Consider the following 13,192-nt stretch of genomic DNA (forward strand, 5'->3'; position numbering starts at 1 on the left):
GCTCCTGCTTAAGGCCGCGTGGGCGGCGTCAGTGGCTACGTAGGACCTGGGCAACGGTCGCGACATTGTGGGCGAGGTGCAGCGGATTGATGGTCCCGACAATAGCACTGGCAACACCCGGATGTTCAAACAACAACTCGAAACTGGCACGCACCGGATCCACGCCCGGACTCAGGCAGACATGGCCACTGGCGAGGGCTTTCTTGACCAGAATGGCTTTGCCGTGTGCAGCAGCATAGTCAATGACGGCCTTCTCGTTTTGTTCGTTCAGATTGTAGGTGACCATCGCGCAGTCGCCTTGCTCCAGTGCCTTCAGGCCGCCGTCGACGGTTTTGCCGGAAAGCCCGAAACCGCGAATCTTGCCTTCGGCCTTGAGCGCGGCGAGGGTGTCGTAGACTTCGCAGTCATTGAGGATCGCCAGGTCGTTGCCGTCGGAGTGCACAAGCACCAGGTCGATGAAGTCCGTTTCCAGGCGTTGCAGGCTGCGTTCCACTGACATTCGCGTGTGTGCGGCGCTGAAGTCGTGACGAGACTGGCCGTCGGCAAACTCTTCACCGACCTTGCTGACAATCACCCAATCCTGACGCTGGCCGCGCAACAACGGACCGAGGCGCTCTTCGCTGCGACCATAGGCCGGGGCGGTGTCGATCAAGTTGATGCCCAGGTCGCGGGCGAGCTTGAGCAGCATGCGCGCTTCATCGTCATCGGGAATCCGGAAGCCGTTGGGGTACTTCACCCCTTGGTCGCGGCCCAGTTTCACCGTGCCCAGGCCCAGGGGTGAAACCAGCAGGCCGGTGCTGCCCAGTGGGCGATGCAGATCGTGCAGGGTCGGTTGGCTCATGGCAGCAGTTGCTCCCAGGCCGGTACACCCATCGGCGGCTTCGGTAGATCAGGCAGCGCTGCCGGGTGGCCTGGCTGGATACCGTCGCGGTTCAGGCTGGCGATCACGCGGTCGGCGAAGTCTGGCGCCAGGGCGAGCTTGGTCGGCCAACCCACCAGCAGTCGGCCTTCCTCGGCCACAAAGGCATTGTCGGGACGGGTCAAGCCGGATTGCAGCGGTTCGGCGCGATCCACGCGCAAGGTCGCCCATTGCACGGTGCTCAGGTCGATCCATGGCAGCAATTGGCCGAGTTCTTTCTGGGCGGTGGCGATCTGCTCGGCGGGCTCACGGGCTACGCCTTCAGACTCCGCGATGTCGCCGCCCAGGTACCAGACCCATTGGCCATCCGCTGCCGGATGCGTGGTCACGGTGATGCGCGGTTTGGTGCCGCCACCCAGGCAGTGGGCGTACAGCGGTTTGAGGCTTGGGCCCTTGGCGATGATCATGTGCAATGGCCGGCGCTGCATGGCCGGCTGGCTCAGGCCCAGGGTTTCAAGCAATGCCGCGGTGCCGGCGCCGGCGCTCAGGACGATGCGCTGGGCGCGGATCTCGCGCTCATCGACTTTCAAGCCGACCAGCACGCCGCCTTCCAGCAGTGGCTCGATGTTCTGCCCGGCGAGCAAGCCATCCCCCGCCAGATCGGCCAGGCGCTGGATCAGGCTCGGCACATCGATCACCAGTTCCGCCAGGCGATAGACCTTGCCCTTGAAGCGCTTGTCTTGCAGGGCTGGCGGCAATTGCTCGCCCTTGACCTGATCGACGCGACCGCGCACGGCCTTGCTGGCAAAGAAACTGGTGAGGTTGCCGGCGAGAGTGCCGGGGGACCAGAGGTAATGGGCTTCGGACAGCAGGCGCACGCCGGACAGGTCCAGCTCGCCGTCACCGGCCAGGGCTTCGCGCCAGCGGCGCGGCATGTCGGCGATGGCTTCCGAGGCGCCGGTCAGGGCGCCGTGCAGCGCGTATTTGGCGCCGCCGTGGATGATGCCCTGGGACTTCACGCTTTGCCCGCCACCGAGGCTGGCGCTTTCCACCAGCACGGTCGAAAAACCCTGGCGGCGCAGGCGCGCGTTCAGCCAGAGGCCGGCGACACCAGCGCCGACAATCAGAACGTCGGTGGAAATAACGGATGGCATGCAGCGACCTCAGTGTTCAAGACGAGGGCGCAGTATACAAGGGTGGCGGGTTAGATGTTTGTAGGAGCCGGCTTGCTGGCGATAGCGGTGCATCAGGCACACCGCGTTGGCCGGATCGCCAGCAAGCCGGCTCCTACAGAGTGTCAGTGGCCGGCGGTTTTGGAGAAGAGCTGGATGACCACCACGCCCAGCACAATCAGCGCCATCCCCAGCATCGCCGGTACGTCCAGCTTCTGCCCGTAGATGAACAGCGCCGCAACGCTGACCATCACGATCCCCATGCCGGCCCACACGGCGTACGCCACGCCCACCGGGACGCTGCGCACCACCAGGGTCAGCATCCAGAAGGCGATCCCGTAACCGACGATGACCAGCACCAGTGGCAGCGGGGTGCTGAAGCCCTTGACCGCTTTCATCGAAACAGTGGCAATCACTTCGGCGCAGATGGCAATGGCCAGGTAGTAGTAAGCGGTCATGGGTCAATCCTCGTGTGAAGTGTTGCTCTCTGAGGTCGGCATTCTAGAGATTCGCCAGATGCGGTAAAGTCATTACCTATCTGTTTGGAAGATGGGTTGAGCCATGAGCATGCAATGGAATCTTGAGCAGCTGCGGTTGTTTGTCAGCGTAGCCGAGCAGCGCTCGTTTTCTGCCGTGGCGCGGGATCAGCGCAAGGCGCAGTCGGCGGTCAGCAGTTCGATCGCGTTGCTGGAAGAAGACCTGGGCGTCAGCTTGTTCGACCGCAGCAGCGGCCGCCAGCCGAAACTCACCGAAGCCGGCACGGCTTTGCTGGACGAAGCGCGGGAAGTGTTGCGCCAGTGCGAACGACTCAACGGCCGGGCACTGGCAATGATGCGCGGCCAGGAGGCGCGACTGCGTGTGGCGCAGGATGAGGCGATGCCTTATCAGCCGATCATCGAAAGCTTCGAGGCCCTGGCGGAAAAATTTCCCAGCCTTGAAGTGCAACTGACCAGCGCCGCCCAGGGCGATGTCGCGCGCAAGCTGGTGGAACGGCGCGCCGATCTGGGGCTGCTGTTCTTTCACGATCAGATTCCCGAGGCACTCGAGCGGCGGGTGCTGGGCAGTGTAGAAATGGTCACGGTGTGTGGCAAGGATCATCCGTTGGCGGGCAAAGGCTCGGTGGACGGCCAGCAACTGGCGCTGCATCGGCAGTTGCTGATGTCCACGGAGTCGAGCATTTATCCCGGCAGTGACCCCGCCAGCCCGCAAGTCTGGCGCGCTGACAGTTTCTATGTGATGGCCGAATGGCTGGTGCGCGGCCTCGGCTGGGCCTGGTTGCCGCGCCATGTGGTGCAGTACCCGACTTATCAGAATCAGATGGTCGAACTGGTCAGCGAATGGACCCCGCCAGCCCTGGTGGTGGAGCTGGTATGGCGCCGGGACGAACCGCTCGGCCCGGCCGCGCGCTGGCTCGCCGAACGTTTTGCCGTGCACTTGCAGACGATTGGCGAAAAAAGCCGATAAACTCCGCCGCCATGAATAGAACTCTCTACACCGCGCTGTTTTATCTGGGGCTGCCATTGGTAGCGATTCGGCTGTGGCTGCGCGCGCGCAAGGCGCCGGCGTATGCCAGGCGCATCGGCGAGCGATTCTCCTACGGGATGCCGGCGATGAAACCGGGCGGCATCTGGGTGCACGCCGTCTCGGTGGGCGAAAGCATTGCTGCCGCACCGATGATCCGCGCCTTGCTGGCGCGTTATCCGGATTTGCCGATCACGGTGACCTGCATGACGCCGACCGGGTCGGAACGCATCCTCGCGCTGTTCGCCAATGAGCCGCGCATCCAGCACTGTTATCTGCCGTACGACCTGCCTTGCGCTGCCCGGCGCTTCCTCGATCGGGTCCAGCCGAAACTGGCGGTGATCATGGAAACCGAACTGTGGCCCAACCATATCCATCAATGTGCCAAGCGTGGCATTCCCGTGGCGCTGGCCAATGCGCGACTGTCCGAGCGGTCGGCCAGGGGCTACGGCCGGTTCCCCAAGCTGACCCGGCCGATGCTGGCCGAGATGAGCCTGTTCGCGGTGCAGACCGAAGCCGAAGCCCAGCGTTTCCGGAATCTCGGCGCACGGGCTGAAGCCGTCGAAGTGACCGGTTCGATCAAGTTCGACCTGACCATCGACCCGCAACTGCTTGAGCGCGCCAGCCAATTGCGCGGGCAATGGCAAGCGCTGGAGCGACCGGTGTGGATCGCGGCCAGCACCCATGACGGCGAAGACGAGGTGGTGCTGGCGGCTCATCGTCAGCTGTTGGCCAGTCACCCCGATGCCTTGCTGATTCTGGTACCGCGTCATCCGGAGCGCTTCAATTCGGTGTACGGGTTGTGCCAGCAACAAGGGTTTGCCACGGTCCGCCGTTCGAGCGGTGATGCGGTCAGTGCCAATACGTCGGTGCTGCTGGGCGACACCATGGGCGAGTTGCTGTTTCTCTACGCCCTGGCGGACAGTGCCTTCGTCGGCGGCAGTCTGGTGCCCAATGGCGGGCATAACCTGCTGGAGCCGGCCGCCCTCGCTAAACCGGTGTTGAGCGGGCCGCATCTGTTCAACTTCCTCGAAATCGCCGCGCAGTTGCGCAGTGCCGGGGCGTTGCAGGAAGTGGAGGATGCCGAAGGGCTGGCGGTGGCGGTGCAGCGACTGTTCGAACTGCCCCGTGATGCGCAGCGCATGGCAGAGGCCGGGTTGAAAGTGATGCGCGCCAATCAGGGTGCATTGCAGCGCTTGCTGGATGGGTTGGGGCGGTTGATCGAGCGTTAGACCGAGTTGTATTCATTCGCGAGCAAGTCGGATCGCCGCACCGCCGCTCCCACATTGGACTTTCTGTGAACACAGGTTTTGTGTACGACAGCAGCTCAATGTGGGAGCGGGCTTGCTCGCGAAGCTTTGGCTTTTACTGATCAGGGCGCGCTTTCAACTGCTCCTCTGCCGCCTTGGCCAGATCCGGTGGCAGGAAATCCTTGTCCGGGTTGTAGTTCGGATTGAGCCAGCGTGCCAGGTTTTGCAGATCCCCGGGGTTCAATGTGCCGGCCTGTTGCTTCAAGCGCAGGTTGTCGAGGATGTAGTCGTAGCGGGTGTTGTTGTAGTCGCGCACCGAGGAGTAGAGCTGACGCTGCGCATCCAGCACGTCGACGATGTTTCGCGTACCCACCTGATAGCCGATTTCAGTCGCTTCCACCGCGCTCTGGTTGGAAATGATCGATTGCTTGCGCGCCTGTACCTGCTCGACATCGGTGTTCACCGCGCGGTGCAGGTCGCGGGTGTTTTCCACGATGCTGCGGCGCAGGGATTCACGTTGCTGCTCGGTCTGGTCCAGTTGTGCATACGACTGGCGCACTTGGGAGTTGATCAGGCCGCCGCTGTAGATCGGGATGTTCAGTTGCAGGCCCACGGTCGTTTGCTCGACGTTGCCGCCGTACGCCTGGGGCAAGTTGTTCGGGTTGCTGAAGCCCAGTGCGTCGTTGTCGCCCTTCTCGTACTTGGCGATCGCATCAACCGTTGGCAAGTGCCCGGACTTGCGTTGCTTGAGGGTTTGCTCGGCGGCGCTGACGGCATAATTGCTGGCCAACAGGTTGAGGTTCTGCCGGCCCGCCGTTTCGACCCAGGCCTTGGCGTCGTTCGGTACTGGCGGCAGGATCGGCAGGTTATGGCTGATGCCCCAGATCGAGTTGTACTGGCGGTTGGTCAGGGTGATCAATGCTTCAAAGGCGTCGTCCACCTGGCGCTGCGCAACGATGCGGTTGGCGCGTGCGGTGTCGTAGCTGGCTTGTGAGTTCAACACGTCGGTCTTGTCCGAGAGGCCGACATCGAAACGCTCGTTGGATTGATCGAGTTGGCGTTTGAACGCCGCTTCTTCGGCCTTGGTCGAGGCCAGGTTGTCCTGGCTGCGCAGCACGTTGAAATAGCTGTCAGCGGTTTGCAGGATCAAATTCTGCTCGGTCGCCGAGAGCTGCAGGGCAGCCTGTTCGTTGACTTCCTTGGCGGCCTGGAACTGGAACCAGCGATCGGCGCGGAACAGCGGCTGCGCCAAAGTGGCCTGGTACGAATGAGCATCGCGGTTGGTCGTGCCCGAAGGTTGATCGAGCGACGTACGCACCTCGGCAACATCGGCGCCGCCCGAGAGGTTCGGCAGCAACCCGGCGCGGGCCTGGGGCACGACTTCCTTCTGCGCGCCGTATTGGGCGATGGCAGCCGCCAGATCGGAGTTGTTGTTTACGGCTTCCTGATAAACGCTGACGAGGTCCGTCTTGTTCGATAAGGGCGCATCTGCTGCCCAGGCCATTCCGTTGGACGCACAAGACACGGCAAGGGCCAGTGAAAGTTTGCGCAGCATAGACGATCCCTAGAATTGATATTACACAGGTAATTTGAGCGCCAAGGCTAAGGCCCTGCTTTGACAGCGTCAATGCGCGGCTCAGCGTAGCGAGTGTAGTTGTGCATTCGGGCGGCAACAATCCTGATACTGCCTGTAATAACGCCATTCATCATGGTATTTGCAGTGGGGTTGGCGTTCTTTGTCAGTTGTGTCTAGACTGGCCGGGTTCTTGTCGGGGTGCCTTGCTATGAGGCTGAGATCGAATAATTTCGGATCCCGTTGAACCTGATCAGGTTAGCGCCTGCGTAGGGAACAAGATTTCTCGTCACCCGGCGAGTCCTCTTGTGCTTCGTCCGGGATGTTGTTCGACAATCGAACACCCCTCGAGCACTGAGCACAGCACAGCTGGTTTTCCCAGCGCCCGTGCGTCCATTCGTTTACAGGTTCGCTCCGACAAAAATCCAATGCCTGGATGCTGTCTGGAGAGCCCGTGATGACTACAAAAGCAAAAATCGCCACCAACCTGAGTGACTCGGCCAAGGTCGATCAGCAATCGGTTCAGCCGTTTACCCGCTCGCAAAAAATCTATGTTCAGGGCACCCGCCCGGACATCCTCGTGCCGATGCGCGAAATCAGCCTGGACGTGACGCCGACCGACTTCGGTGGCGAGGTCAACGCGCCGGTGGTGGTGTACGACACCTCGGGCCCGTACACCGACCCCAATGTCATCATCGATGTGCGCAAAGGCCTGGCCGACGTGCGTTCGCCGTGGATCGAATCCCGTGGCGATACCGAGCGCCTGAGCGGCCTGAGCTCGAACTTCGGCCAGGAGCGCCTTGCCGATCCGGAACTGACCAAGCTGCGCTTCGCTCACGTCAACAACCCGCGCCGCGCCAAGCCGGGTGCCAACGTCAGCCAGATGCACTACGCGCGCCAAGGCATCATCACCGCCGAGATGGAATACGTTGCCATCCGCGAAAACATGAAGCTGGAAGTGGCCCGCGCCGCCGGCCTGCTGGACCAGCAACACGCCGGTCACAGCTTCGGCGCCAGCGTGCCGAAAATCATCACCCCTGAATTCGTCCGTGACGAAATCGCCCGTGGCCGCGCGATCATTCCGGCCAACATCAACCACACCGAACTGGAACCGATGATTATCGGCCGTAACTTCCTGGTGAAGATCAACGGCAACATCGGCAACAGCGCCCTGGGTTCGTCCATCGAAGAAGAAGTGGCGAAACTGACCTGGGGCATTCGCTGGGGTTCGGATACGGTCATGGACCTGTCCACCGGCAAACACATTCACGAAACCCGCGAGTGGATCATCCGCAACTCGCCGGTGCCGATCGGTACCGTGCCGATCTACCAGGCCCTGGAAAAAGTCGGCGGCGTGGCCGAAGACCTGACCTGGGAACTGTTCCGCGACACGCTGATCGAGCAGGCCGAGCAGGGCGTCGACTACTTCACCATCCACGCCGGCGTGCTGTTGCGCTATGTGCCGATGACCGCCAAGCGCGTGACCGGCATCGTCTCCCGTGGTGGTTCGATCATGGCCAAGTGGTGCCTGGCGCACCACAAGGAGAACTTCCTCTACACCCATTTCGAAGACATCTGCGAAATCATGAAGGCCTACGACGTCAGCTTCTCGCTGGGCGATGGCCTGCGTCCGGGCTCGATTGCCGACGCCAACGACGAAGCGCAGTTCGGCGAACTGGAAACCCTCGGCGAGTTGACCAAGATTGCCTGGAAGCACGACGTGCAGTGCATGATCGAAGGCCCGGGCCACGTGCCGATGCAGTTGATCAAAGAGAATATGGACAAGCAGCTCGAGTGCTGCGACGAGGCGCCGTTCTACACCCTCGGCCCGCTGACCACCGACATCGCGCCAGGCTATGACCACATCACCTCCGGTATCGGTGCGGCGATGATCGGCTGGTTCGGTTGCGCCATGCTCTGCTACGTGACGCCGAAGGAACACCTGGGCCTGCCGAACAAGGATGACGTGAAGACCGGGATCATCACCTACAAGATCGCCGCGCATGCCGCCGATCTGGCGAAGGGGCACCCGGGCGCGCAGATCCGCGACAATGCCTTGAGCAAGGCGCGCTTTGAGTTCCGTTGGGAAGACCAGTTCAACCTGGGTCTTGATCCGGACACCGCTCGTTCGTATCACGATGAGACGCTGCCGAAGGATTCGGCCAAGGTCGCGCACTTCTGCTCGATGTGCGGGCCGAAATTCTGCTCGATGAAGATCACCCAGGAAGTCCGCGAGTACGCGGCCAACCAACGGATCGAAGCGGTCGACGTGGACGTCGCCCAGGGCATGGCCGAACAGGCCGAGCGCTTCAAGCAGGAAGGCAGTCAGCTGTATCAGAAAGTTTGATGGCGCGCTGATAACCCTGTGGCGAGGGGGCTTGCCCCCGTTCGGCCGCGAAGCGGTCGTAAATCCGGCAATGAGTTCGCACTGGCAGAACTCGATTGCCTGTTTTGGGGCTGCTGCGCAGCCCAACGGGGGCAAGCCCCCTCGCCACATGGGATCTGGTGATTCACAACAACAAATGTCCCTCTGAGATAACACCCTTGAGCATTCAACCCAGCACTTACTCCCCCGACATCGCAGTGCCGACCGACAAACGTGTCTTCGGCGGCCGCGACCTGTTTTCCCTGTGGTTCTCCCTCGGCATCGGCCTGATGGTGTTGCAGACCGGTGCATTGCTCGCACCGGGCCTGGGCCTGTCCGGTTCGTTGCTGGCGATTTTTCTCGGCACCCTGGTCGGCGTTCTGCTGCTGGCCGCGGTCGGGGTAATCGGCAGTGACACCGGCCTGTCGTCGATGGCCGCGCTCAAGCTCAGCCTCGGTACCAAGGGCGCGAGCCTGCCGGCGGTGCTGAACCTGCTGCAATTGATCGGCTGGGGTTCGTTCGAAATCATCGTCATGCGCGATGCCGCGAGCCTGTTGGGCGCCAAAGCCTTCAGTGAAGGCAGCCTGATCTCCAACCCGGTGCTGTGGACGCTGTTCTTCGGCGCATTGGCGACCTTGCTCGCGGTCAGCGGCCCGCTGACTTTCGTCCGGCAGATCCTGCGCAAATGGGGCATCTGGCTGCTGCTGGCCGCGTGCATCTGGCTGACCTGGAACCTGTTCGCCAAGGCTGACCTGGCCGCGTTGTGGGCCCAGGCCGGTGACGGTTCGATGCCGTTCGCCGTGGGCTTCGACATCGCCATTGCCATGCCGCTGTCGTGGTTGCCGCTGATCGCCGACTACTCGCGTTTCGGCAAGCGCGCGAAAAACGTCTTCGGTGGCACTGCCATCGGTTTCTTCATCGGTAATTTCTGGCTGATGAGCCTGGGCGTGGCCTACACCCTGGCGTTCGCGCCGAGCGGTGAAGTCAATGCCTTGCTGCTGGCGTTGGCCGGTGCCGGCCTGGGGATTCCGCTGCTGCTGATTCTGCTGGATGAGTCGGAAAACGCCTTTGCCGATATTCACTCGGCGGCAGTGTCCAGCGGGATTCTGATGCGCGCCAAAGTCGAACACCTGGCCCTGGCCATCGGCGTCATCTGCACGCTGATTGCCCTGCTGGCGCCGTTGGCCCAGTACCAGAACTTCCTGCTGCTGATCGGTTCGGTGTTTGCGCCGTTGTTCGGCGTGGTGCTGGTGGACCATTTCATCCTGCGCAAGCGCAGCGCCAAGGTGGCCTCGGCCGCATTGCGCTGGCCAGCACTGCTCGCCTGGCTGGGCGGGGTCAGCACCTATCACTTGTTGGCCAACCTGTATCCGGATGTCGGTGCAACCCTGCCAGCACTGGTCGTGGCAGGGTTGCTCCAGCTAGTGCTGGGCCGGGCCTTCAGTTACGGCCGGGAAACAGCTCGGGCTTGATGATGCCGTTCAGGCGAGGGTAGGGGATCTTCAGTTCGACATGGCCCAGCGCGTAAGGCGCAATGGTGCTGGTTTCGTACTTGAGGATCACCCCGCCGTAGGTCAGCGCCACGTTCTGGGTTTTCTGGAACGGCCAGCTCTTCACGAACTCCGCTTCCTGATCGAGCTTGGTGCTGATCAGCCAGCTGTTATGCGCCACCTGCGCGGCTTTCCAGAACGCGTCTTCCTGCCCTGGCACCAGCATGTCCGACAGCGTCAGCACTTTATGCTGCTGGCGCGAATAGTTGATGAAGCCTCGACCTGGCGTGCCATGGGCACCGCCGGTGTCCAGGTAGCTGGACAATTCGATGATCACCAAGCCGTCATGCTGCTCACGTACCTTGGCCTGCAGATAGCTGCTGTAACGCGGGCCGGCGGTGCGCAAAAACTCTTCGCGATAGGCCGCCAGGGTCGGTGCCACTGGGGCATCGGGCGAGGTGCGGGTCATTTGCAGCAGGCGTTTTTCGATGATGCCGTCCAATTGCGGTTCGGCCGGGAAGTGCAGCGTGTCGATGTTGACCAGCGGGCAATCCGGGTTGCTGCAACCGGGCTTGAGCTGTTCAGAGGCGTCGCGGGTGGTTTCCAGCGGCGTCCGGTAGTTGGGCTGGAACAGGCTCGCGCAGGCGCCCAGGGTCAGGGCGATAGCGGCCACGGAGGCGATTTTGAAAAGCGACATGGGCGTCCTTTCTGAAACAGGGGAAGGCAAAAAGTTACCGGCTTCGACTCTCAACAAAGCAGTCAGTTCGCCACTAAGCTAATTAGAGTGGGTTTCGTCCTAGCCGTCCATCCCGCTGACGGGAAAGGGGCTGCATCAAACGTCACGGGCGCGTTAGGATGGCGCGAAGTCGAGGCCCAGGAAAAGCAGCCTCGTTCAGGATCTGCAGTAACGAGGATAATCATGACGGATTTTGCCAACGCCATTCCGACCGCCGTTGATATCGTGCGGCGCGAAAAATGCTACGAGGGCTTCTACAAGCTCGAACGCGTGCACTTGCGCCACGAATTGTTCGCCGGGGGCATGAGCCGCGAGATCAATCGTGAAGTATTCGTTCGCCATGACGCGGTCTGCATGCTGCCGTACGACCCGCAGCGCGATGAAGTGGTGCTGATCGAGCAGTTTCGCGTCGGTGCCATGGGCAAGACCGACAACCCGTGGCTGATCGAACTGGTCGCTGGTCTGATCGACAAGGAAGAAGTGCCGGAAGCAGTTGCTCACCGCGAGGCGCAGGAGGAAGCTGGGCTGGAAATCGGGGCGCTCTGGCCGATGCTCAAATACTTTCCATCGCCGGGCGGCAGCAACGAATTCGTGCATCTGTATCTGGGGCGTTGCGACAGTTCCGGGGTGGGCGGCCTGCATGGGCTGGAGGAAGAGGCAGAAGATATCCGCGTCACGGTCTGGGCCTTTGAAGATGCCCTGCAAGCCGTACGCGACGGGCGTATTGCCAACGCGGCGAGCATCATTGCCTTGCAATGGCTGGCTTTGAACCGCGTTGAAGTGAGGGGGTTATGGTCGTAAACAAGCTGCGCGATCGCTATCGGGTGGACCTGGTGGGGCTGCAAGCGTCCTGCGAGGCGAACTACGCGCGCCTGATGCGACTACTGCCGGACATGCGCAGCGAGCCCGCGGCGCGGCGCATCGCCGTGACCCATGGCGACCAGATGCTCGGCGTGTTGGCGCTGGAAGTGCTGCTGACCTGTCCTTACACAACGACCCTGCAAGTGCGTCAGGAACACAGCCTGCCCTGGCTGCCGGTGCCGCAACTGGAAGTACAGGTCTATCACGACGCGCGCATGGCTGAAGTGGTCAGCGCCGAACATGCGCGACGCTTTCGCGGCATCTATCCTTACCCGAATGCCTCGATGCACCAGCCGGACGAGAAGGCCCAACTGAACATGTTTCTGGGCGAATGGCTGAGCCATTGCCTGGCACTGGGGCATGAGTACGAAGTAGTCCGTTAACTGTGAACCGCAGTTGTGAACTGCGTCAGGTTCATTGGTTTCCCCTTTCGATCATCCCCCAGCATAATTGGCGCACTTACCCATCCCCGTGATCACGCCCTGGGAGAACGCCTTGCCGAGCGTATCCACATTGACCACCGCCGATCCGGCGTTGCTGGTGCAACTCTCCGACAGTCACCTGTTTGCCGAAGCGGACGGCGCGTTGCTGGGCATGAACACCCGCGACAGCCTGCAACGGGTGATCGAACTGGTGCGCGAGCAGCAGCCACGGATTGACTTGATCCTGGCCACGGGGGATCTGTCCCAGGATGGGACACTGGAGTCCTACCAGCAGTTTCGCGACATGACGCGCCAGCTCGATGCGCCGGCGCGCTGGATCCCCGGCAATCACGACGAACCGCAGATCATGGCCGAGGCGGCGGTGCAGAGCGCCTTGCTCGAACCGGTGGTGGATATCGGCAACTGGCGGGTTACGTTGCTCGATTCCGCCGTACCGGGCTCGGTGCCGGGGTATTTGCAGGACGAACAATTGCAGTTGCTCGCCCGCTCGTTGAGCGAAGCGCCGGAACGTCATCACCTGGTGTGTTTCCACCATCATCCGGTGTCGATTGGCTGCGCCTGGATGGAGCCTATCGGCCTGCGTAATCCCGAGGCGTTTTTTGAAGTGCTGGATCGGTTTCCACAGGTGCGTGCCGTGTTGTGGGGGCATGTGCACCAGGAAATCGATCAATTACGTAACGGCGTGCGTCTGATCGCCTCGCCCTCGACCTGCATCCAGTTCGAGCCGGGCAGCGAGGATTTCAAGGTTGGGGAACAGGCGCCAGGCTATCGCTGGTTGCGACTGCTGCCCGACGGGCGGCTGGAAACCGGGGTGGAGCGGGTGACCGGGTTTGATTTCACTGTGGATTACGGTTCCAACGGCTACTGATTTTTCTGTTACTTCCAAAGACCGAGGCGCGGCCTTCGCGAGCAAGCCCGCTCC

12 protein-coding genes and 1 riboswitch are annotated in these 13,192 nt (G+C 61.9%); of the genes, 7 read left to right on the forward strand and 5 right to left on the reverse strand.

Going from position 1 to position 13,192, the window contains the following annotated elements; all coding sequences use genetic code 11:
* Nucleotides 1-28 precede the first annotated feature (28 nt).
* The 3 genes from KGA88_RS20180 to KGA88_RS20190 form a co-directional block, all read right to left on the reverse strand.
* Nucleotides 29-841, reverse strand: a complete 813-nt coding sequence (locus KGA88_RS20180; RefSeq protein WP_110660376.1) for an aldo/keto reductase — start codon at nucleotides 839-841, stop codon at nucleotides 29-31.
* Nucleotides 838-2,013, reverse strand: a complete 1,176-nt coding sequence (locus KGA88_RS20185) for an NAD(P)/FAD-dependent oxidoreductase (RefSeq protein WP_223593876.1) — start codon at nucleotides 2,011-2,013, stop codon at nucleotides 838-840. The genes KGA88_RS20180 and KGA88_RS20185 overlap by 4 nt, the downstream gene beginning before the upstream one ends.
* A gap of 143 nt (nucleotides 2,014-2,156) precedes the next feature.
* Nucleotides 2,157-2,489 (reverse strand): DMT family transporter, encoded by a 333-nt coding sequence (locus tag KGA88_RS20190; RefSeq protein ID WP_015093202.1) that lies wholly within the window; start codon nucleotides 2,487-2,489, stop codon nucleotides 2,157-2,159.
* Nucleotides 2,490-2,592: 103 nt separating this feature from the next.
* Here KGA88_RS20190 and KGA88_RS20195 point away from each other — a divergent pair, with 103 nt between their 5' ends.
* Nucleotides 2,593-3,495, forward strand: a complete 903-nt coding sequence (locus KGA88_RS20195) for a LysR family transcriptional regulator (protein WP_181432064.1) — start codon at nucleotides 2,593-2,595, stop codon at nucleotides 3,493-3,495.
* 11 nt (nucleotides 3,496-3,506) lie between these two features.
* Nucleotides 3,507-4,784: a lipid IV(A) 3-deoxy-D-manno-octulosonic acid transferase gene (gene waaA / locus KGA88_RS20200; protein WP_223593878.1), complete on the forward strand. Its 1,278-nt coding sequence runs from the start codon at nucleotides 3,507-3,509 to the stop codon at nucleotides 4,782-4,784.
* A 133-nt stretch (nucleotides 4,785-4,917) separates the two neighbouring features.
* Here waaA and KGA88_RS20205 read toward each other — a convergent pair whose 3' ends face one another.
* Entirely contained in the window at nucleotides 4,918-6,357 is a 1,440-nt protein-coding gene (locus KGA88_RS20205; RefSeq protein WP_110660372.1) for a TolC family outer membrane protein, read from the reverse strand.
* Nucleotides 6,358-6,562: 205 nt separating this feature from the next.
* A riboswitch (TPP riboswitch) is annotated at nucleotides 6,563-6,668 on the forward strand.
* Nucleotides 6,669-6,832: 164 nt separating this feature from the next.
* On the opposite strand from KGA88_RS20205, the gene thiC reads away from it, so the two are divergent.
* A complete protein-coding gene (gene thiC, locus KGA88_RS20210) occupies nucleotides 6,833-8,722 on the forward strand; it encodes a phosphomethylpyrimidine synthase ThiC (RefSeq protein ID WP_034148712.1) in 1,890 nt (629 codons plus the stop codon).
* A 197-nt stretch (nucleotides 8,723-8,919) separates the two neighbouring features.
* Nucleotides 8,920-10,212, forward strand: coding sequence for a putative hydroxymethylpyrimidine transporter CytX (gene cytX / locus KGA88_RS20215; protein ID WP_110660371.1), 1,293 nt, complete (start codon nucleotides 8,920-8,922; stop codon nucleotides 10,210-10,212).
* Here cytX and KGA88_RS20220 read toward each other — a convergent pair.
* A complete protein-coding gene (locus KGA88_RS20220; protein WP_110660370.1) occupies nucleotides 10,181-10,927 on the reverse strand; it encodes an RsiV family protein in 747 nt (248 codons plus the stop codon). The two genes, cytX and KGA88_RS20220, sit on opposite strands and share 32 nt — an antisense overlap.
* 222 nt (nucleotides 10,928-11,149) lie before the next feature.
* On the opposite strand from KGA88_RS20220, the gene KGA88_RS20225 reads away from it, so the two are divergent.
* From KGA88_RS20225 to cpdA, 3 genes are all read left to right on the forward strand, one after another.
* Nucleotides 11,150-11,767: an NUDIX domain-containing protein gene (locus KGA88_RS20225; protein WP_110660369.1), complete on the forward strand. Its 618-nt coding sequence runs from the start codon at nucleotides 11,150-11,152 to the stop codon at nucleotides 11,765-11,767.
* Nucleotides 11,758-12,210: a DUF1249 domain-containing protein gene (locus KGA88_RS20230; RefSeq protein WP_007977461.1), complete on the forward strand. Its 453-nt coding sequence runs from the start codon at nucleotides 11,758-11,760 to the stop codon at nucleotides 12,208-12,210. Before KGA88_RS20225 ends, KGA88_RS20230 begins: the two co-directional genes overlap by 10 nt.
* Before the next feature lie 112 nt (nucleotides 12,211-12,322).
* Entirely contained in the window at nucleotides 12,323-13,138 is an 816-nt protein-coding gene (gene cpdA, locus KGA88_RS20235; RefSeq protein WP_110660368.1) for a 3',5'-cyclic-AMP phosphodiesterase, read from the forward strand.
* Nucleotides 13,139-13,192: the final 54 nt, after the last annotated feature.

It is taken from the genome of Pseudomonas sp. A-R-19 (assembly GCF_019956575.1).
GTDB lineage: Bacteria > Pseudomonadota > Gammaproteobacteria > Pseudomonadales > Pseudomonadaceae > Aquipseudomonas.